The sequence below is a fragment of the Pseudoxanthomonas mexicana genome, from assembly GCF_001556105.1.
Taxonomy (GTDB): Bacteria; Pseudomonadota; Gammaproteobacteria; order Xanthomonadales; family Xanthomonadaceae; genus Pseudoxanthomonas_A; species Pseudoxanthomonas_A mexicana_A.
The window spans coordinates 199,845-219,069 of the sequence record NZ_LSIF01000083.1 but is presented as its reverse complement, the minus strand read 5'-3'; the positions used below and the strand labels follow the sequence as shown (position 1 = coordinate 219,069).

Sequence of the window (19,225 nt, the reverse complement as noted above, 5' to 3'; positions counted from 1 at the left end):
GTGCAGGCCGCCAATTCCGGCCATCCCGGCATGCCCATGGGCATGGCCGACATCGCCGAAGTGCTGTGGAACGATTACCACCGCCACAGCCCGTCGAACCCGCACTGGTTCAACCGCGACCGCTTCATCCTGTCCAACGGCCACGGCTCGATGCTGCAGTACGCGTTGCTGCACCTGGCCGGCTACGACCTGCCGCTGCAGGAGCTGAAGAATTTCCGCCAGCTGCACAGCAAGACCGCCGGCCATCCGGAGCGCCACGAGACCCCCGGCGTCGAGACCACCACCGGTCCGCTCGGCCAGGGCTTCGCCAACGCGGTCGGTTTCGCACTGGCCGAGAAGCTGCTCGCGCAGCGCTTCAACCGTGAAGGCCTCGACATCGTCGACCACCGCACGTTCGTGTTCATGGGCGACGGCTGCCTGATGGAAGGCGTGTCGCACGAGGCGGCTTCGCTCGCCGGCACCTGGGGCCTGGGCAAGCTGGTGTGCTTCTGGGACGACAACAAGATTTCCATCGACGGCAACACCGATGGCTGGTTCACCGACGACACGCCGGCCCGCTTCGAGGCGTACGGCTGGCAGGTGGTGCGCAACGTCAACGGCCACGATCCGGTCGAGATCAAGACCGCCATCGACACCGCGCTGAAGGCCACCGGCAAGCCCACGCTGATCTGCTGCCGCACCACGATTGGTTTTGGTTCGCCGAACAAGGCCGGCAAGGAATCCAGCCACGGTGCGCCGCTGGGCAAGGACGAACTGGAGGCCACGCGCGCCGCGCTGGAATGGCCGTACGGTCCGTTCGAGGTGCCCGCCGACATCTACGCGGGCTGGAACAAGGTCGACGCCGGCAAGGCGCTGGAAGCCGACTGGAACGCGCTGCTGGACGCCTACACCGCGCAGTTCCCGGAGCAGGCCGCCGAGTTGCTGCGCCGCGCATCCGGCGAACTGCCGGCCGACTTCGTCGCGCAGGCCGATGCCTACATCGCCAAGGTGCAGGCCGAAGGCCCGGTCATCGCTTCGCGCAAGGCCTCGCAGAACGCCATCGAAGCCTTCGCGCCGCTGCTGCCGGAACTGGTCGGCGGTTCTGCCGATCTGGCGCACTCCAACCTGACGCTGTGGAAGGCCAGCAAATCGGTCTCCACCACCGACCCGAACGCCAATTACGTCTACTACGGCGTGCGCGAGTTCGGCATGACCGCGATCGCGAACGGCCTGGCGCTGCACGGCGGCTTCGTGCCGTTCGACGCGACCTTCCTGGTGTTCAGCGACTACGCCCGCAACGGCGTGCGCATGAGCGCGCTGATCCCGGCGCACGCCATCCACGTGTACACGCACGACTCCATCGGCCTGGGCGAGGACGGTCCCACCCACCAGCCGGTCGAGCACCTCGCCTCGCTGCGCTACATCCCGAACAACGACGTGTGGCGTCCGTGCGACGCGGTCGAATCGGCGGTGGCGTGGAAGCAGGCCATCGTGCGCCAGGACGGCCCGAGCTGCCTGGTGTTCTCGCGCCAGAACCTGCCGCACCAGCCGCGTACCGACGCGCAGGTCGGCGAGATCGCACGCGGCGGTTACGTGCTGGCCGATGCCGACGGCACGCCGGACGTGATCCTGATCGCCACCGGGTCGGAAGTCGGCCTGGCCACGCAGGCCAAGGCCACGCTGGACGCGCAGGGCCTCAAGACACGTGTCGTGTCGATGCCGTCGACCGACGTGTTCGACCGCCAGGACGCGGCCTACCGTGAAGCCGTGCTGCCGAAGGCCGTGCGCAAGCGCGTGGCCGTGGAAGCGGCCATCGCCGATTTCTGGGGCAAGTACGTGGGCCTCGACGGCGCAGTGATCGGCATGGCCACGTTCGGCGCGTCGGCACCGGCCGACGCGCTGTACAAGCACTTCGGCATCACCGCCGATGCGGTGGTCGAGGCGGCGAAGGCGCTATAACCGCGAGCGCCCATGATGGCAACGCCCTCCTACACGCAGCAGGTCGACGGTCGCCGCATTTCGGTGTTCGACGACCTGCTGGCGACTCACCAGCTTGCGGAGTTGCATCGCATCCTGCTGCAAGCAGGATATACGCGATCGGAGATTGCGCGTCCGGACACGGCCGAGTACCGGCATTGGGCCACGGAGATCCCGGTGGCGAACCTGCCGGCGATGCCGTTCACCGCGCCGACGATGGCCGCCGTCGCGGTGCATGCGCCGTCATCGGCGTATCGCGCCTATCGAAGCTATGTCAACGTCGCCCATTACGGCGACATGCTGTTCAGTCATGTCGATTGCGTGGCTGGCGCGGGCGAACTGACCGCACTGTGGTACGTCTGCGAAGAATGGGACCACGAGTGGGGCGGTGAGACGGTGTTCTTCGACGAACACCGCGATGTGCGCGCCGCGGTGAGTCCGCGTCCTGGACGGTTGGTGGTGTTCGATGGCGAGATCCTGCACGCAGGGCGACCGCCGAACCGCAACTGCCACGCGGCGCGCTTCACCCTGGCGGTAAAGCTGGAGCCGGTGAAAGCCTGACGCCGCGCCGCGGGGTCGACCGGATCATCGCTGGCGCGTCTCGCCAAGTCCCAGCGCCAACAGCTTCGCTTCGATGCGGTCGCCCAGGCTTGCTGGTGCGGTGAGTTGCATGCGTGCCATGGCCTCCTCGTCATCGGGCTTCGCGCCCAGCGCGCGCAGCACGGTGCCGATCTTCTTCAGCGGCGTCGCGGTGTTCGCCTTCAGCCAGCCCAGTGCCCTGACGATGCGCTGTTCCACCTCGGTGAAATCGCTGCCCAGCGGATAGTCGGGCAGGGTGCCGTCGTGGCGGAACGCGCGCAGCCGTGCGGACAAGTGCACGGGCGTGTTGTCGATCCAGTGCGCGGGCGCGTGGAAGCCGGCACGCAGTTTGCCGGCCTGCTGCGCCTGCGCCATCAGTGCCTGCTGGAAGCGCGCATCGCTGATGCCGCCCATCGCGATGATGCAATCCTCGTCGTTCTTGCCGCGCACATCCGCGATGCCGTACTCGTTGACGTACAGGTCGCGCAGATGGCGAGGGATCGTCGTGTGGCCGTAGTTCCAGCGCACGTTCGATTCCGCGGTGCCGGCCTCCTCGCGCGCCGCACGGAACATCAGCACGCTGCGCGCGCCGTCCAGCGCGTTCGACATGTCGACGAAGTTGTACTGCCCGCCCACGCCGGACACCACGCGGCCGTCTTCCAGCCCGTCGGACACGGCGGCGCCCAGCACGGTCGCCATCATGCAGGAGTTGAAGAAGCGCGCGTCGTGGCGCTGCAGGCGGGCCAGCGATTCGCGTCCGCGTTCCAGTTCGTTGATCAGGCTGATGCGGCGCATGCCGATGGCGCGCCGCTGGTCGTCCGGCAACGTGCGCAGCCAGTCGTAGAAGGCCGGCGAGCCGAGATAGAACGCACCATGCAGGTACTCGCCATCGCGCTCCAGCCGTGCCTGATCGCCCAGGTTGGCGGCGCCATCGGCGAGTCGCCGCATCAGTGCCTCGTCGTCGACCACCTTGCGGCGGATCACGCCGGTCTCGACCAGCCGCTTGAATCCCTCGTTGACCATCTCGCTGCAGCCGTACAGGCCGACGGCGAACGGATCGAGGCCGCCACTGGCGATCACGGCGGGATGCCGTTCCAGTTCCGGATCCAGCGCAGCCAGCACGCGCCGGTAGGTCGCGTTGTCGGTATGGCGCAGCACCAGCGCATGGCACAGCGCATCGGCGAGCGCGCCGATGCCGATCTGCAGCGTGCCGCCGTCGCGCACCAGCGCACTGGCGTACAGGCCGATGGCGTAGTCGACGTCCGACACCGGCTGCCGCGGCAGGCCGAACAGCGTGGGGTAGGGGCCAGGCGGCGAGATGACGATATCGAAGTAGTCCTCGTCCACGGCCGCCGTGCCGCCGATCCACGGCAGGTCGGGATCGACCTCGGCCACCAGCAGCGGGCGCGGCAGGCCGCGCGCGACGATGGCGTCGACGGCGTCCTGGGTCAGGTCGTTGTTGCACGAGAACGACAACCGCGTGCCGTCGGCTTCGCGTGCCACCTTCTGCACGATGACATTGAGCTCGCGATCAGCCAGCGCTCGCGCCACGTGCGTGTAGTTGAGGCTGGCGTAATGGCGCTGCGCCGTGGTCGAGCGCAGCAGCGCCCCCCCTTGCATGTAGAACTCCTCCACCTCGATGTTCGGTGGAAGCGCGTCGCGCCTGATCGCCTGCACGTACGCCAGGCGCGTGAAGTCCTCGCCGAAGTGGCGCGCCGCGAACGGCTTCACGAAGCGGCCTTCAAGGCCCTTGCCGCCGCCCGGCGGATCCAGCGACAACGCCGTGTACAGCGTCCACGGGCGCGACGGATCCGCGGCGATGCGCGCGTACAGCGCATTCAACAGCCGGTGCGGCTTGCCGATGCCGAGTGGCGCGCCCATGCGCAGCGGTCCGTCGATATGGGACAGGATGAGGTCGACGGCTTCTTCGAGACTCGTGAGGTGGGTGGTCATCGGCAAAGCGTACCGGGGCGGATGTTAAACGGGCATGGGTTCACGGCTTGCTCCGGTGTGCCATGGGTCGCGATACGGCTCGGAATGCCAGAAGTAGCGGACACCGGCTCAGTCGAGCGCGTGTACGGAATCGGCGACGCGCCGGACTTCGTCCGGGTGGTGGCTGACGTAGACGATGGGCAGGCGGATCTCGTCGCGTACGCGCTGCAGATAGGGGATCAGTTCCTCGCGGCGCGCCTGGTCCAGTGCCGACAGCGGCTCGTCGAACAGCAGCAGCGAGGGCTGCGACAACAAGGCGCGGCCGATCGCCACGCGTTGCGCTTCGCCGCCGGAAAGATTGCGTGTGCGACGTGCCAGCAATGGCGTGATGCCCAGCAGGTCGACCACCGCATCGAAGCCGAACCGGGGCTTGCCGCGTCCGCCATGTCGCCCGTACTGCAGGTTGCGGCGCACATCGAGGTGCGGGAACAGGCGGGCATCCTGGAACACGTAACCCACGCGACGGCGATGCACGGGTTCGTTGATGCGTTGTGCGCTGTCGAACAGACAGTGGCCGTCGACTTCAATCCGGCCGGCGACTGGCGTTACCAGACCGGCGATGGCGTTGAGCACGGACGTCTTGCCCGCGCCCGAGGGGCCGACCAGCGCGATCACGCGGGCGCCGTCGTCGATGCGCACGTGGCGATGGAAGAGGCCGCGCCGCAGCTCGATGTCCAGCTTCAGCATCAGCTCTCCTCCCCGTGGCGCGTGTGGTGGCGCCGTACCAGCCATTCGGAGAACAGCAGCGCGGCCAGCGAGATCACCACAGCCACGGCCGCCAGCCGCCAGATGCCGGCTTCGCCGCCAGGCACCTGCATCAGGCCGTAGATCGCGGAGGACAGCGTCTGGGTTTCGCCGGGGATGTTGGAGACGAAGGTGATGGTGGCGCCGAACTCGCCCAGTGCCTTGGCGAACGCCAGCACACTGCCGGCGACCAGCCCGGGCCACGCCAGCGGCAGGGTGACGGTGAAGAACACCCGCCACGGCCCGGCGCCGAGCGTGGACGCGGCCTGTTCCAGCCGGCGGTCCGTCGCTTCAAGCGATAACCGGATGGAGCGCACCATCAACGGGAAGCCCATGACCGCGCAGGCCAGCGCGGCACCCGTCCAGCGGAACGCGAAGACGATGCCGAAGTGCTCCTGCAGGAACGCGCCGACAGTGCCCTGCGTGCCGAGCGTGACCAGCAGCGCGTAACCCATCACGACCGGCGGCAGCACGAGCGGGAGATGCACGAGAGCGTCGAGCAGCGCCTTGCCGGGAAATCGCGTGCGCGCCAGTAGCCAACCGACCAGTACGCCGAACGGCAGGCTGGCCAGCGCCGCCACCACCGCCACCTTCAGGCTCAGGCGGATGGCGGTGAGTTCTTCCGGTGAGAAGGCGTCGAGCATGCGCTGCTCAATCCTTCACGGCGAAACCGCGGCGCTTGAAGATCGCGTCCGCCGCCGGCGAGCTCAGCCATTGCACGAACTTCGTCGCCTGGACCGAACGCGCACCACGCAGCGCGGCGACCGGATAGACGATCGGTGGATGCGAATCCTCGGGAAAAGTCGCCAGTACGCGCACGGCAGGTTCCGCCTTCGCATCGGAGGCATACACGATGCCCAGCGGCGTCTCGCCGCGCGCCACCAGCATCAGCGCCGCGCGCACGCTGTCGGATTCGGCCAGTCGCGCCTTGACGCCATGCCACAGCGACAGCGATTCCAGCGAGGCTTTGGCGTACTTGCCGGCGGGCACGGTCTGCGTCTGTCCGACCGCGAGGCGGTCGCTCCCCAGTGCGGCGAGCAGCGTGGCGGGACGCTTCAGGTCGACCTGCGCCTTGCTCGCCTTCGGTGCAATCAGCACCAGCCGGTTGTCCAGCAGGGTGTAGCGCGTGGCGGGCTCGAGCTTGTTGCGCGCCTGCAGGTAGTCCATCCACTCCAGGTCGGCGGAAAAGAACACGTCGGCCGGTGCGCCCTGTTCGATCTGCCGTGCCAGCGCGGAGCTGGCGGCGTACGAGACGCGGACCGGCACGCCGGTCTGCTTCTGGTAGGTCGCGGCGGCTTCGTCCAGCGACTCCTTCAGGCTGGCGGCGGCGAAGACGGTGATCCCCGCCTTGTCCTGGGCGCGCGAAGCGAAGGGTGCGAACGTGATGGCGAGCAGGAGGGCAGCGATTGCGGCGGGGCGGAGCAACGCGAACCGGTTCATGCGAACGTCTCCAATGGGGAAGGGGCCACCGTCAGCGCCGGTCCAGCGCCTCGTTCAGCACGGCCGCCAGTGCAACACCGCCGACGCGCAACTGGCGCTCCGCAACAGGCAGGTGCTGCTCCACGTAGCGTTGCTCGAGTTTTGCACGGCGCGGGTAGAAATCCGGCCGGGTCGCCACGCGGCACGATTGTTCGGCCCACGCAGACGCGGGCGGTGGCAACGCGATCGCGCCCAGCCCGGGTTTGGGCAGCGCGCGCAGGTGACGCAGATAGTCGGCCTCGGTGCGTCCGGTGGTCACCATCATGCGGCTGTCCCACAGCGTATGCAGGTTGGTGCCGCGTCCGTTCCAGTTCACCTGCACGTCATTGCCACCCTTGTCGTGCGCGTAGCCCGCGTGCAGCGGCTGGTGCACGTCGCCGACGAAATGCACCACGAACTTCAGTGCCTGCAGGCGCTCGGCACGCGAGCGCTTCGCGTCGGCAAGGATGAGGGTCTGCGACCCGATCGCTTCCACCACGCAGTTGCCGCCGGGGCAGTCGCGCAATTTTTCGTAAGCGCAATCGTGCTCGCCGATATTGACGAAGTGCCACCGTGCCGTCTTGCGGCCGAGATCCGGATCGCGCTCGCGCAGATCGTCTGCCCAGCTTGCGATGCCGGCCAGCGTGGGGTCCGGCTCGCCCTGCAGCAATGCGTCGATATGGCGACGTGTCGCCGGCGACAGGTCGTCCCACGCCAGCAGCGCCACCAGGCGATGGCCGAGTGGACCCCATGCGTGCGCCGGCATGGGCAGCAGCGCCAGTGCGAGGGCAACGACGAGGGCGAGCGAAACAAGAAGGGGACGGACCATGCCGGTACTTTAACCGACACAGGCCGTCCCCAAATTAAGACAAACCCACGGATACAGCGGATGACTCAGAACTTCATGACATAAGCCAGGCCGTAGACCAGTGGATCGATCTCGGCTTCGCCCACCTTGATGCCGTTGACGGAGACATCGGTGTTGATGTCGGCCCAGCGGGCATCGACGCGCAGCGAGCCGCGTTCGCTGAGTGCGAAGTCGACGCCCACGTGCGCGGCGGCACCCCAGGAGTTGTCCAGTTCGAGTTTGGTGCCTGCCAGGGCGCCACGCGTGTCTTGCTGGAAGAACGTGGTGTAGTTGAGGCCGACGCCCACGAACGGCGTGGCCTTGCTCTTGTTGGTGAAGTGGTACTGCAACGAGACCACCGGCGGCAGTTGCTTGGTGCTGCCGACCTTGCCGATGCCACGGATGCTGATGTCGTGCTCGAACGGCAGTGCCGCCAGCACTTCCACGCCCAGGTTCCTGGCGACGAAGTATTCGAAGGTGATGGTCGGGCGGACGCTGTTGCTCACTTCGGTGGGCGGCAGCTTGCCCAGGCCCAGGGCGGTCGCATCGAGGCTGCCGTTGTCGGACTTCGGCGCGACGTTGTGGATGCCCACGCCCAGCGTCCAGTCGCCCTTGGACTGGGCGAAGGCGGGAACGGCGGCGCCAAGGGCAAGGGCGATGGCAATCGGGATCAGGGTCTTCTTCATGGTGGTGACGCTCGTTGGAATGTGGCGCCAGTCTCTGCCCCGGTTTCCTGCCATGCCTTGATCCTGATCAATGCCCATGGGCCTTCGCGACGGGAGCGGGCTGTTAGAATGACGGCCCCGTCAACCCCGCCGCGCCGCGCGCGTGGCCGCAGGAGTCCTGAGCAATGTCGATCAAGGTGGGTATCAACGGCTTCGGCCGCATCGGACGCAACGTGCTGCGTTCCGCCGTGCAGAATTTCGGCAACGACATCGAGATCGTCGCCATCAACGATCTGCTGGAGCCGGACTACCTGGCCTACATGCTGCAGTACGACTCCGTGCACGGCCGCTTCGACGGCGACGTGAAGATCGAAGGCGGTGCGCTGTTCGTCAACGGCAAGAAGATCCGCCTGACCCAGGAACGCGACCCCGCCAACCTGAAGTGGGACGAAGTCGGCGCCGACATCGTCATCGAATCGACCGGCCTGTTCCTCGACAAGGCCACCGCGCAGAAGCACCTCGATGCCGGCGCGAAGAAGGTCGTGCTGTCGGCACCGTCGAAGGACGACACGCCGATGTTCGTCTACGGCGTGAACCACGAGACGTACAACGGCGAGGCGATCATCTCCAACGCCTCGTGCACGACCAACTGCCTGGCGCCGATCGCCAAGGTGCTGCACGACAAGTGGGGCATCAAGCGCGGCCTGATGACCACCGTGCACGCGGCGACTGCGACGCAGAAGACCGTCGACGGCCCGAGCAACAAGGACTGGCGCGGCGGCCGCGGCATCCTCGAGAACATCATCCCGTCGTCCACCGGTGCCGCGAAGGCCGTGGGCGTGGTGATCCCGTCGCTCAACAAGAAGCTCACCGGCATGTCGTTCCGCGTGCCGACCAGCGACGTGTCGGTGGTCGACCTGACCGCCGAGCTCGAGAACCCGGCGACGTACGAAGAGATCAAGGCCGAGATGAAGGCGCAGAGCGAGGGCGCGCTGAAGGGCATCCTGGGTTACACCGAGGACAAGGTGGTCGCCACCGATTTCCGCGGCGACACCCGCACCTCGATCTTCGACGCCGAGGCCGGCATCGCGCTGGACCCGACCTTCGTGAAGATCGTCAGCTGGTACGACAACGAGTGGGGCTATTCCAACAAGTGCCTGGAAATGGTGAAGGTCGTCGCGGCCCGCTAATGGTGCGACGCCCCGTGGGGCTCACCAACCAGTGCCTGGAAATGGTCCGCGTGGTCGCCGGCAAGTAAGCCGCACGTATCCGCGGTACGACACGGGCGCCCTGGGGGCGCCCGTGTCGTTTCCGGGTATCGCCATGTGATACGAGGCGGGCGGGATGGCGCCACCGGCGCATCGGATTCTTGCAAATCCGCCCGCGTTGCCCGAGGCTGCCGCGAGGCTGAATGGACGGCCGGGGAGCGGATGTCCGTTCCCGCACCGAACACGCAAAGGCGGGGTAGGCGATGGATGATCTGGCGGGAATCCTGGTGTTGCTGGGCCTGGCCGTGCTGGCGGTGCCGGTGCTGATGATCGTGGCGCTGGTGGCGATCAGCGGACTGAAGCGCCGCGTGGCGGTGCTCGAACAGCAGGTCGTCCTGCTGCGCATGTCGCCCGCAGCGCCCGCGACGCGCGCCGACACCGTGACGGCCCCGCCTGCGGCCGCCGAACCTGCGCCGGAGCCCGTGCGGCCGGCAACGCCGCCGCCTATTCCGCCACAACGTCCCGTGCCTGCGTCGGCGCCGCCGCCGTCCGAACGGGCGGAACCGGTTCCTTCGGCACCACGCCCGCCACGTGCGGAGGCGCCCCCGGTCCCCGCGAAGCCCGATGTGTTCACCCTCGCGCTCCGTGCGGTGCAGCGCTGGTTCACCGTCGGCAACGTGCCGGTGAAGATCGGTGTGCTGGTGCTGTTCGCGGGTGTGGCTGCCTTGCTGAAGTACGGCGCCGACCAGGGCTGGTTCTCGTTGCCGCCGGAGCTGCGTCTGGCCGGCATCGCCGCGGCCGCGCTGGGTGCGCTGGTATTCGCGTGGCGCAAGCGCGACAGCAACCGCACGTTCGCGCTCAGTCTGCAGGGCGGCGCCATTGGCGTGCTGCTGCTGGTGGTGTTCGCCGCGTTCAAGATATTCGGCGTGATCCCGGCCGGCGCGGCCTTCGCGCTGAGCATCGTGCTGATCGCCGGCGCCGGCATGCTGGCGGTGCTGCAGGACGCGAAGTCGCTGGCCGTGTTCGCGCTGCTCGCTGGGTTCCTCGCGCCGATCTGGCTGTCCACCGGCGGCGGCAACCACGTCGCGCTGTTCTCGTACTACGCCGTGCTGAACGCGGCCATCGTCGGCATCGCCTGGTACAAGTCCTGGCGCGTGTTGAACCTGCTCGGTTTCGCCTTCACGTTCGGCATCGGCACCGCGTGGGGCCTGTTCGACTACGCGCCGGAGAAGTACGCCAGCACGCAGCCGTTCCTGGCCCTGTTCTTCGTGTTCTACCTGCTGATCCCGCTGCTGTTCGCGCGTCGCCAGCCGGCGAGCCGCCGCGACTTCATCGACGGCTGCCTGGTGTTCGGCATGCCGCTGGTGGCGTTCTCGCTGCAGGCCGGCCTGATGCAGGGCGGCAGCTTCGAGGACAGCCGCCTGCCGCTGGCATTCTGCGCGCTCGGTCTGGGCGTGCTGTACGCGGGACTCTCGTGGGTGTTGCGCCGTCGCGCGAACTACGACGTGCTCGCGCAGTCGTATGCGCTGCTGGCGGTCGGTTTCGCCACCCTGTCGGTGCCGCTGGCGCTGTCGGCGCAGGCCACGGCGTGCGTGTTCGCGCTGGAAGGCGCCGCGCTGGCATGGCTGGGCCTGCGGCAATCGCGCCTGCTGCCCCAGCTGACCGGTGCCGGTCTGCAGATCGCGGCGGCCGTGGCGTTCTTCATCGCGCAGGGCGATGTGGTGTCGTGGCACTCGTTGGAGACCATTGCACCAATGTTCGCCAACGCCGCTTTCATGAGCGCATTGCTGATTGCCATCGCCGGCTTCGCCAGCGCATGGGCGTATCGCACGCGCGGCGCCGTCGTGGCGATGGTGTACTACCTGTGGGCGCTCGCCTGGTGGTTGGGCAACGGCGCGGCAGAGGTGAACGCTTACCTCGGCTACCGCGACCAGCCCGACGCGATGCTCGCATTCCTCGCGCTGACCGGCTGGCTGGCCGCGGAAGTGCATCGTCGTCGTCCGTCCACCGCTCTGGCGTGGACCACGCTGGCTGCACTGGCGTCCGCGGTGCCGTTCGCGCTGTGGCAATCAGAGGTGCACCAGCAGCCGTTCGCCGGCCACGGCGCTTGGGCGTGGCTGGTCTATGCCGTGCTGGGCGTGCGCAGCCTGATATGCCTGCGCGACAGCGACCATCGCCTCGCCGGCGCTGCGCAGTTCGTGTGGTGGCTGGTGTGGCCGTTGGTGGCGAGCCTGCTCCTGGCCTGGTTGCCCGATCACGTGGAAGGCATGGGGGCTGGCTGGCAGGCAGGTCTCATCGCGCTGCCGTGGCTGGTCGTCGTGTCGCTGGCGCTGTTCCGCTGGGACTGGCTGGCGGCGCCGCTGGGCGAGCGCTTCGACGCGTGGCGCACGCCGCTGTTCGGTGTGCTGTTCGTCGCGCTGGGCTTGTGGTGGCTGGTCTCGCTGTTCCTGTCCGGCGACGCGCAGCCGTTGCCGTGGATTCCGGTGCTGAATCCGATGGAGCTGGCCCAGCTCGCCACGCTGGTGCTGCTGTTGTGCTGGTGGATGCCGGAGTCGCGCGTGTTGCCGCCGTCACGCATCGTGCCGCTGTCGTCGCTGGCCTTCGTGTGGATCACCTCGGTCGTGCTGCATGCCGTGCATCACTGGGGTGGGGTGCCGTGGAATGAAAGCCTGGTCTCCGGCAGCCTGGCGCAGACCAGCCTGACCGTCACCTGGAGCGTACTGGGCGTGCTCGGCTGGGTGATCGGGTCGCGTCGCGGCCAGCGCATGCTGTGGCTGGGCGGTGCGGTGCTGATGGGGGTGGTGCTGGCGAAGCTGGTGTTCGTCGATCGCCAGCATCTGGGCAATCTGCTGGGCATCGGTTCGTTCATCGCGTACGGCCTGCTGTGCACGGTGGTGGGATATCTGGCGCCGGCACCGCCGCGTCGTGTGGAGAACGAGGAGGCGACGGCATGAAGACGTTCCTGATGGCCCTGCTGCTGGTGCCTGCGCTGGCATCGGCGCAAGCACCCGCGCCCTATGCGAAGCGGTGGCCGCTGGTGCTGTCCGGCGAGCAGGCGGGTGCGTATCGCGTCGTGCTGGATCCCGAGGTCTACGCCACCACGGCGTGGCCCGACCTGCGCGACGTGGACGTGCTGGATGCGCACGGCAAGCCGGTCGCGGCGGCGCTGTTCGGTCCCGAACAGCCGACGGCCCTGCCGGCGCGCCGCATCGTCGTGCCGTGGTTCCCGTTGCCTGCCTCGATGCAGGACGCGGGCACGTCGTCGCGCGTGTCGGCGCAGTTCGGCGAGAACGGGCGCATCGTCCGCATCGAGGCCGACAGCGGCGCGGTGACCGCGGCCGCGCCGGCGCGCGCGTTCCTGGTCGACCTCAGCGGCATCCGCGACCGTGCCGAAGCTCTGGAGTTCAGCTGGGACGCCGGGACGCCGCGCGAGGCGAGCTATCGGGTGGAAGACAGCCTCGACCTGCAGGCCTGGGACGTGGTGCAGGAGCGCGCAACGCTGGTGGAACTGCAGCGGGGTTCGCAGCGCCTGTTGCGCGATGAGGTGCCGATCCGCAGCGGCCTTCGCTACGTGCGCTTCGTGCCGCTGGATGCGTCGCCTGCGCTGCCGATCCGCGAAGCCCGCGTGCGCCTGGACGCCGTGCACCTGCAGCAGGCCGTGCAATGGTCTGAACTGCAGGGACGACGCGTCTCCGAACAGGGCGTCGACGGTTTCACCTACGAGAACACCGGGCGGCATCCGATCGACCTTGCCGACCTGGCGATGGACGACTACGCGGTGGGGGAGTGGACGCTGGAGAGTCGCGATGCGACCGATGCGCCGTGGCGGCTCCGCGCCGGTCCGTGGGTGGCGTATCGGGTCGGTGGTGATCGTCCGAGCGCATCCCCCGCGCAGCCGCTGGCGAGCGAACCGGCGCGCGACCGCTACTGGCGTTTGCGCAACCGCAGCGCATTGCCCGACCAGGTGCCCACGCTGCGATTGGGTTATCACCCCGAAGTGATGGTCTTCCTGGCGCAGGGCACGCCACCGTACGCGCTGGTGGCGGGCAGCGCATCCGCACGCCGCGCCGCCGTGCCGATGCCGGCGCTGGTCGATGCGTTGCGTCGCGATCGTGGCGAAGACTGGCAACCCGCACCTGCCTATCTTTCGCCGTCCGCCGCCCTGGCCGGCGACGCCGCACTGATCCCGCCGCCGACGCCGCGTGACTGGAAGACCTGGTTGCTGTGGGGCCTGCTGGTGCTGGGCGCGGCGCTGGTGGCGGCGTTCGCCTTCAGCCTGCTGCGCAGCCGTCCCCCGGCATAGCCCACCGTTCGTTTGCGGCATGCGGGGGCAGGCGGGACAATAGCGGTCTTTCCCGCTTCCCAGGAACCTCCATGCCCATCGTCCGCATGACCGACCTCGACCTCGCCGGCAAGCGCGTGCTGATCCGCCAGGATCTGAACGTGCCGATCGACGCTGGCCGCATCACCTCCGAGCAGCGCATCACCGCATCGCTGCCGACGCTGAAGCTGGCGCTGCAGAAGGGCGCCGCAGTCATGGTGACCTCGCACCTCGGTCGCCCGAAGGAAGGCGTGTGGAGCGAAGCCGATTCGCTGGCGCCGGTCGCCGCGCGCCTGTCGGAACTGCTGGGTGTCGACGTGCCGCTGGTCAAGGACTGGGTGAATGGCGTAGACGTGCAGCCGGGCCAGATCGTGCTGCTCGAGAACTGCCGCATGAACGTCGGCGAGGGCAAGGACGACGATGGCCTGTCGAAGCAGTATGCGGCGCTGTGCGACGTGTTCGTCATGGACGCCTTCGGCACCGCGCATCGCGCGCAGGCGTCCACGCATGGCGTGATCCGCTTCGCCCCGGTCGCGGCGGGCGGCCCGCTGCTGATGGCCGAGCTGGACGCACTCGACAAGGCGCTGGCCAATCCGGCGCGCCCGCTGCTCGCCATCGTCGCCGGCAGCAAGGTGTCCACCAAGCTGGAATTGCTGACCAGCCTGGTCGGCAAGGTCGACCAGCTGATCGTCGGTGGGGGCATCGCCAATACCTTCATCGCGGCGGAAGGCCATGCGGTCGGCAAGTCGTTGTACGAGGCGGACCTGATCGAGACCGCGAAGAAGATCGACGCCGACGCCAAGGCGCGCGGGGCGGAGATCCCGCTACCGACCGACGTGGTGGTCGCCACCACGTTTTCCGCTGATGCGCCCGCGCTGGTGAAAGCCGTCGATGCCGTCGCGGCCGATGATCTGATCCTCGATATCGGCCCGCAGACCGCGCAGCGCTACGCCGAACTGATCAGGTCGGCCGGCACCGTGGTGTGGAACGGACCCGTGGGCGTGTTCGAGTTCGATGCGTTCGGCAAGGGCACGGAAACGCTGGCGCGCGCGATTGCGCAGTCGAACGCGTTCTCGATCGCCGGTGGCGGCGACACGTTGGCGGCAGTGGACAAGTACGGCATCGCCGGTGATGTCAGCTACATCTCCACCGGCGGCGGCGCCTTCCTGGAATTCCTGGAAGGCAAGACACTGCCGGCCGTCGCCGCGCTGGCAGCGCGCGCCGCGTGAGCCGCGACACGCTGTTCTTCGATCTCGACGGTACGCTGATCGATTCGGCCGTCGGCATCACCCGCTGCATCGCGCATGCGCTGACGCAGCTCGAGCATCCGATCCCGTCGGACGCCGAGCTGCGGGGCTGGATCGGCCCGTCGCTGCGGACCAGCTTCCTGCCGCTGCTCGGCGATCCGGCCAAGGTCGAAGCCGCGGTCGAACACTATCTCGAACGCTTCGAGTCGCATGGCTGGCTGGAGCACCAGGTCTACGCCGGCATCGGTGAGGCCATCGAAGCGCTGCATGCGGACGGACACCGGCTCGCCGTGGTCACCGCGAAGAACGAGCCGCACGCGCGCAAGATCCTCGCGCACCTGCCGTTCGGGCATCGCTTCGAGGACATCATCGGCGCCACGGCGGACGGTCGCCTGAGCCACAAGAAGGACCTGATCGGCGAAGCCTTGCGTCGCCTGTCGCTGGCGCCCGATGCCTGCTGGATGATCGGCGACCGCCACATGGACATCGACGGCGCGCGCCACCACGGCATGCGCAGCATCGGTGTGTTGTGGGGCTTCGGCGGCGAGCAGGAGCTGAGCGACGCCGGTGCACTCCATCTCGTACGCACACCGGACCAATTGCGGCCACTGCTCGCTTGAGTGGAAAGACGCGCGCTCAAACGTGCGTTTCATCGCCATCGTTTTCGCGCAGTCGGGTGTGCGTACGCAGCATCCGGCATACGCGCAGAGACCAAAAAAATACCAGTCGCGCAACATCGCGCGCAGGCTGGAAAGTGCTTGAAAACAGCCCTTTCCGCTGGTCGCCTCACCCATGCGCCCAGCTGTCCCGGGACAGCTGCATGACATGAGGAATGCCGGTCGCAACGGCACCGTTTCGCTGTGGTAGCGTTTGCGCGATCACACGGAACCCGCACCATGACCGAACGCCAGCGCCGCACCAAGATCCTTGCCACCCTCGGACCGGCGACGGACCCGCCGGGCGTGCTGGAAGAGTTGTTCCGCGCCGGCGTCAACGTGGTGCGTTTGAACTTCTCGCACGGCGATCCCTCCGGCCAGGCGAAGCGTGCCGCTGCCGTGCGCCTCGCGGCGCAGCGTGTCGGCGCCGAGGTCGGCATCCTCGCCGACCTGCCGGGCCCGAAGATCCGCGTCGAGCGGTTCGCCGAAGGCAAGGTCGTCTTGAAGCTGGGCGACCGCTTTGACCTGGTGGCCAGTGTCGATGCACCTCCGGGCGATGCGTCGCAGGTCGGCGTCAGCTACCTCGGCCTGCCGGGCGACGTGGAGGCGGGCGATGTCCTGCTGCTCGACGATGGCCTGATGCAGCTGCAGGTCGTGAAGGTCGATGGCGAACGCATCATCTGCACCGTGCTCAACGACGGCGTGTTGTCCGACCGCAAGGGGCTGAACAAGCAGGGCGGCGGCCTGTCGCTGGGCGCGCTGACCGAGCGAGACCGCGAGCTGATCGCCTACGTGGCCGAGAATATCGGCGTGGATTTCATCGCGGTGTCGTTCTGCCGCAATGCCGACGACATGAACGAGGCCCGGCGCATCGCGCGTGAGCACGGCTGCGACGCGGCGCTGGTCTCCAAGATCGAGCGCACCGAAGCCATCGAGAATCTCGCCGAGATCGTCGATGCCAGCGACGTGGTGATGGTGGCGCGTGGCGACCTGGGCGTGGAGATCGGCGATGCCGAACTGCCCGGCCTGCAGAAGAAGATCATCAAGGAGTCGCTGGCACGCAACAAGGTGGTAATCACCGCCACCCAGATGCTGCAGTCGATGGTGGACAGCCCTATTCCCACGCGCGCCGAAGTGCTGGACGTGGCCAACGCCGTCATCGACGGTACCGACGCGGTGATGCTGTCGGCGGAAACCGCGGCGGGCAGCTATCCGGTGCGTGCGGTGGAGGCGATGGCGCGCATCTGCCTGGGTGCCGAGAAGCAGTTCGAGATGGACACCGATTTCGAGAAGGCACCGCGAAATCTCGAGTTCGTCGACCAGGCCATCGCGATGGCGACGATGTTCCTGTCCGAACACATCGGCGTGCGTGCGATCGTCGCGATGACGGAGTCCGGCGGTACGGCGCGCTTCCTGTCGCGCTTCCGTTCCAGCGCGCCGATCTACGCGTTCTCGCGCCACGACGGCGCGCGCCGCAAGATGGCGATGATCCGCGACGTGTTCCCCATCGCCTTCGACAGCCGCGGCCTGGCGCCGCGCGAGGCCGCGCGCGATGCGATGCGCGTGCTGCATGACCGTCAACTGCTGGCCGAAGGCGACCGCGTGATCTTCACCAGCGGCGACCACATGGAAAAGCACGGCGCGACCAACACGCTGCGCCTGCTGCAGATGGGCGAGCGCGGCAAGGCCGAGGGGCTGGGCGAGCTGTAACCGGTTTCGGCCGAGCGCCGGCCCGCTGCTTCCAGATCCGGGCGCGCTGCGGCGCGCTCATCGTCGCGATTGCCCGCTGCCATCGTGGCGCGGTCTATAATTGGTCTCTTTTTCGCCCCGCCACAGGAACCCCATGAGCATCGAACAGCTTGCCGAAACCGCCCAGGCCATGGTGGCCGCGGGCAAGGGCATCATCGCGATCGACGAGTCCACCACCACCATCGCCAAGCGGTTCCAGGGCGTGGGCATCGAGAACACGGAAGAGAACCGTCGCGCCTACCGCGAGCTGCTGCTCACCACGCCGAAGCTGTCGGACTACATCTCCGGCGCCATCCTGTTCGACGAAACCCTGCGCCAGTCCACCAAGGACGGCGTGCCGTTCGCCAAGTACATGGCCGACCACGGCATCATCCCCGGCATCAAGGTCGACAAGGGCACGCACGCCCTGGCCGGCTGCCCGGGCGAAGTGGTCACCGAGGGCCTGGACGGCCTGCGTGACCGCCTGAAGGAGTACTACAAGCTGGGTGCGCGCTTCGCCAAGTGGCGTGCGGTCATCACCATCGGCGAAGACATCCCCTCCGGCACCTGCATCGAGGCCAACGCCCACGCGCTGGCCCGTTACGCCGCGCTGTGCCAGGAATGCGGCCTGGTGCCGATGGTGGAGCCGGAAGTGCTGATGGACGGCGACCACAACATCGAAGTCTGCTACGAAGTCACCGAAGCCGTGCTGCGCTCGCTGTTCGGCGCGCTGTACGAGCAGAACGTGCTGCTGGAAGGCACCATCCTGAAGGCCTCGATGGTCATCGCCGGCAAGGACTGCGAAGAGCAGGCCGACGTCGACGAAGTGGCCGAGTCCACCGTCATGTGCCTGAAGAGCACCGTGCCGGCGATCCTGCCGGGCGTGGTGTTCCTGTCCGGCGGCCAGACCGACGAGCAGTCCACCGCGCACCTCAATGCCATGAACCAGCTGGGTAGCCTGCCGTGGCCGCTGAGCTTCTCCTACGGTCGTGCCATGCAGTCCGCTGCGCTGAAGCTGTGGTCGCAGGACCTGACCGGCAATTTCGCCAAGGCCCAGGCCGTGGTGTACGAGCGTGCCAAGGAAAACGGCCTGGCCGCGCTGGGCAAGTGGGAGGGGTAAGCCTCCCCGCTGCCTTGGAGTGATCCGACGCCGGCCTTGTGCCGGCGTCGTCGTTTCCGGCGCTCGCGCCTGGTGTCCAGCGTCCCCAGAGGATCTCCAGAACCACGCAAATCGTTCAGGATCCTGCGCGAATTTTCTTGAATAACAAGCGCTTGGTCGGATCCTTGGCTGAACAGGCATTCCTCGCCTTGAATATCATTGCCTAGGCATCTATATCATAGGCACCAATGAAGATACCTGCCGGCCAAAGCACCATCGGTTACCTCATCGCGGACCTGAGCCGGTTGTTCGGCCGTGTGTTTGATCGCCGTGCCGCGCACCTGGGCCTGACCCGCGTGCAATGGCGCGCGCTCAAGCGCATCCACCAGAGCGAGGGCATCACCCAGTCCGAACTTGCCGACCTGCTCGACATGGAGCCGATCGCCGTCGGCCGCGTCATCGACCGCCTGCAGAAAGCCGGCTTCGTCGAGCGCCGCAGCGATCCGGATGACCGCCGCGTGTGGCGCCTGCACCTGCTGCCGCAGTCCGACGCCGTGATGCACGACATCGAAGCCGTGGCCACCTCCGTCCGCGAGGACTGCCTGGCCGGCGTCGATGCGGACGAACTGGCGACTGCACTCAAGGTGCTCGGCCAGATCCGCGAAAACCTCTCCCAGCTCGACCGCGCCAGCCGCGGCGACTCCTCCCTCCGCAAGAGCTGAATC

16 protein-coding genes are annotated in these 19,225 nt (G+C 67.7%); 10 read left to right on the top strand and 6 right to left on the bottom strand.

Annotation, left to right across the window (positions count from 1 at the left end):
* On the top strand, positions 1 to 1,938 hold a 1,938-nt coding region (tkt, locus tag AX730_RS15000), incomplete at its 5' end, for a transketolase (protein ID WP_062357850.1).
* A gap of 12 nt (positions 1,939 to 1,950) precedes the next feature.
* Positions 1,951 to 2,517 carry a 2OG-Fe(II) oxygenase gene (locus AX730_RS14995; protein WP_062357849.1) on the top strand — a complete coding sequence of 189 codons (567 nt, stop codon included), beginning with the start codon at positions 1,951 to 1,953 and terminating at the stop codon, positions 2,515 to 2,517.
* Between the two features lie 24 nt (positions 2,518 to 2,541).
* Here the strand turns inward: AX730_RS14995 and AX730_RS14990 are convergent, their stop codons facing one another.
* The 6 genes from AX730_RS14990 to AX730_RS14965 form a co-directional block, all read right to left on the bottom strand.
* Entirely contained in the window at positions 2,542 to 4,488 is a 1,947-nt protein-coding gene (locus AX730_RS14990; RefSeq protein WP_198147211.1) for an acetyl-CoA hydrolase/transferase C-terminal domain-containing protein, read from the bottom strand.
* Positions 4,489 to 4,596: 108 nt separating this feature from the next.
* The gene (modC, locus tag AX730_RS14985; protein ID WP_062357845.1) at positions 4,597 to 5,214 is read right to left on the bottom strand and encodes a molybdenum ABC transporter ATP-binding protein; all 618 of its coding nucleotides are present in this window, start codon (positions 5,212 to 5,214) and stop codon (positions 4,597 to 4,599) included.
* Positions 5,214 to 5,915: a molybdate ABC transporter permease subunit gene (modB, locus tag AX730_RS14980; RefSeq protein WP_062357843.1), complete on the bottom strand. Its 702-nt coding sequence runs from the start codon at positions 5,913 to 5,915 to the stop codon at positions 5,214 to 5,216. Before modB ends, modC begins: the two co-directional genes overlap by 1 nt.
* 7 nt (positions 5,916 to 5,922) lie before the next feature.
* Complete coding sequence (modA, locus tag AX730_RS14975) at positions 5,923 to 6,711, bottom strand: molybdate ABC transporter substrate-binding protein (protein ID WP_062357842.1); 789 nt, start codon at positions 6,709 to 6,711, stop codon at positions 5,923 to 5,925.
* A gap of 31 nt (positions 6,712 to 6,742) precedes the next feature.
* Positions 6,743 to 7,558, bottom strand: a complete 816-nt coding sequence (locus AX730_RS14970) for a S1/P1 nuclease (protein WP_062357840.1) — start codon at positions 7,556 to 7,558, stop codon at positions 6,743 to 6,745.
* Between the two features lie 65 nt (positions 7,559 to 7,623).
* Positions 7,624 to 8,262, bottom strand: a complete 639-nt coding sequence (locus AX730_RS14965; protein ID WP_062357839.1) for an OmpW/AlkL family protein — start codon at positions 8,260 to 8,262, stop codon at positions 7,624 to 7,626.
* Between the two features lie 164 nt (positions 8,263 to 8,426).
* Here AX730_RS14965 and gap point away from each other — a divergent pair, with 164 nt between their 5' ends.
* The 8 genes from gap to AX730_RS14925 all read left to right on the top strand — a co-directional run bounded on the left by gap (position 8,427) and on the right by AX730_RS14925 (position 19,222).
* Positions 8,427 to 9,431, top strand: coding sequence for a type I glyceraldehyde-3-phosphate dehydrogenase (gene gap, locus AX730_RS14960; protein ID WP_062357837.1), 1,005 nt, complete (start codon positions 8,427 to 8,429; stop codon positions 9,429 to 9,431).
* A 290-nt stretch (positions 9,432 to 9,721) separates the two neighbouring features.
* Positions 9,722 to 12,403 (top strand): DUF2339 domain-containing protein, encoded by a 2,682-nt coding sequence (locus tag AX730_RS14955; RefSeq protein WP_157074278.1) that lies wholly within the window; start codon positions 9,722 to 9,724, stop codon positions 12,401 to 12,403.
* A complete protein-coding gene (locus AX730_RS14950) occupies positions 12,400 to 13,752 on the top strand; it encodes a DUF3999 family protein (protein WP_062357833.1) in 1,353 nt (450 codons plus the stop codon). The genes AX730_RS14955 and AX730_RS14950 overlap by 4 nt, the downstream gene beginning before the upstream one ends.
* A 71-nt stretch (positions 13,753 to 13,823) precedes the next feature.
* Positions 13,824 to 14,999 carry a phosphoglycerate kinase gene (locus AX730_RS14945; RefSeq protein WP_062357831.1) on the top strand — a complete coding sequence of 392 codons (1,176 nt, stop codon included), beginning with the start codon at positions 13,824 to 13,826 and terminating at the stop codon, positions 14,997 to 14,999.
* A complete protein-coding gene (locus AX730_RS14940; RefSeq protein WP_062357829.1) occupies positions 14,996 to 15,637 on the top strand; it encodes an HAD hydrolase-like protein in 642 nt (213 codons plus the stop codon). Before AX730_RS14945 ends, AX730_RS14940 begins: the two co-directional genes overlap by 4 nt.
* Positions 15,638 to 15,913: 276 nt before the next feature.
* A complete protein-coding gene (pyk, locus tag AX730_RS14935; RefSeq protein ID WP_062357828.1) occupies positions 15,914 to 17,383 on the top strand; it encodes a pyruvate kinase in 1,470 nt (489 codons plus the stop codon).
* Positions 17,384 to 17,516: 133 nt separating this feature from the next.
* The gene (locus AX730_RS14930; protein WP_062357826.1) at positions 17,517 to 18,521 is read left to right on the top strand and encodes a class I fructose-bisphosphate aldolase; all 1,005 of its coding nucleotides are present in this window, start codon (positions 17,517 to 17,519) and stop codon (positions 18,519 to 18,521) included.
* Positions 18,522 to 18,748: 227 nt separating this feature from the next.
* The gene (locus AX730_RS14925) at positions 18,749 to 19,222 is read left to right on the top strand and encodes a MarR family winged helix-turn-helix transcriptional regulator (protein ID WP_062357825.1); all 474 of its coding nucleotides are present in this window, start codon (positions 18,749 to 18,751) and stop codon (positions 19,220 to 19,222) included.
* The last annotated feature ends 3 nt before the right edge of the window (positions 19,223 to 19,225 follow it).

Excerpts from the sequence above, each read along its gene's own strand:
- AX730_RS14930 (WP_062357826.1), top strand. The coding sequence starts at position 17,517 with ATGAGCATCGAACAGCTTGCCGAAACCGCCCAGGCCATGGTGGCCGCG.
- modB (WP_062357843.1), bottom strand. The coding sequence starts at position 5,915 with ATGCTCGACGCCTTCTCACCGGAAGAACTCACCGCCATCCGCCTGAGC.
- modA (WP_062357842.1), bottom strand. The coding sequence starts at position 6,711 with ATGAACCGGTTCGCGTTGCTCCGCCCCGCCGCAATCGCTGCCCTCCTG.
- AX730_RS14970 (WP_062357840.1), bottom strand. The coding sequence starts at position 7,558 with ATGGTCCGTCCCCTTCTTGTTTCGCTCGCCCTCGTCGTTGCCCTCGCA.
- AX730_RS14990 (WP_198147211.1), bottom strand. The coding sequence starts at position 4,488 with ATGACCACCCACCTCACGAGTCTCGAAGAAGCCGTCGACCTCATCCTG.
- AX730_RS14950 (WP_062357833.1), top strand. The coding sequence starts at position 12,400 with ATGAAGACGTTCCTGATGGCCCTGCTGCTGGTGCCTGCGCTGGCATCG.
- gap (WP_062357837.1), top strand. The coding sequence starts at position 8,427 with ATGTCGATCAAGGTGGGTATCAACGGCTTCGGCCGCATCGGACGCAAC.
- modC (WP_062357845.1), bottom strand. The coding sequence starts at position 5,214 with ATGCTGAAGCTGGACATCGAGCTGCGGCGCGGCCTCTTCCATCGCCAC.
- AX730_RS14995 (WP_062357849.1), top strand. The coding sequence starts at position 1,951 with ATGATGGCAACGCCCTCCTACACGCAGCAGGTCGACGGTCGCCGCATT.
- AX730_RS14965 (WP_062357839.1), bottom strand. The coding sequence starts at position 8,262 with ATGAAGAAGACCCTGATCCCGATTGCCATCGCCCTTGCCCTTGGCGCC.
- pyk (WP_062357828.1), top strand. The coding sequence starts at position 15,914 with ATGACCGAACGCCAGCGCCGCACCAAGATCCTTGCCACCCTCGGACCG.
- AX730_RS14945 (WP_062357831.1), top strand. The coding sequence starts at position 13,824 with ATGCCCATCGTCCGCATGACCGACCTCGACCTCGCCGGCAAGCGCGTG.
- AX730_RS14925 (WP_062357825.1), top strand. The coding sequence starts at position 18,749 with ATGAAGATACCTGCCGGCCAAAGCACCATCGGTTACCTCATCGCGGAC.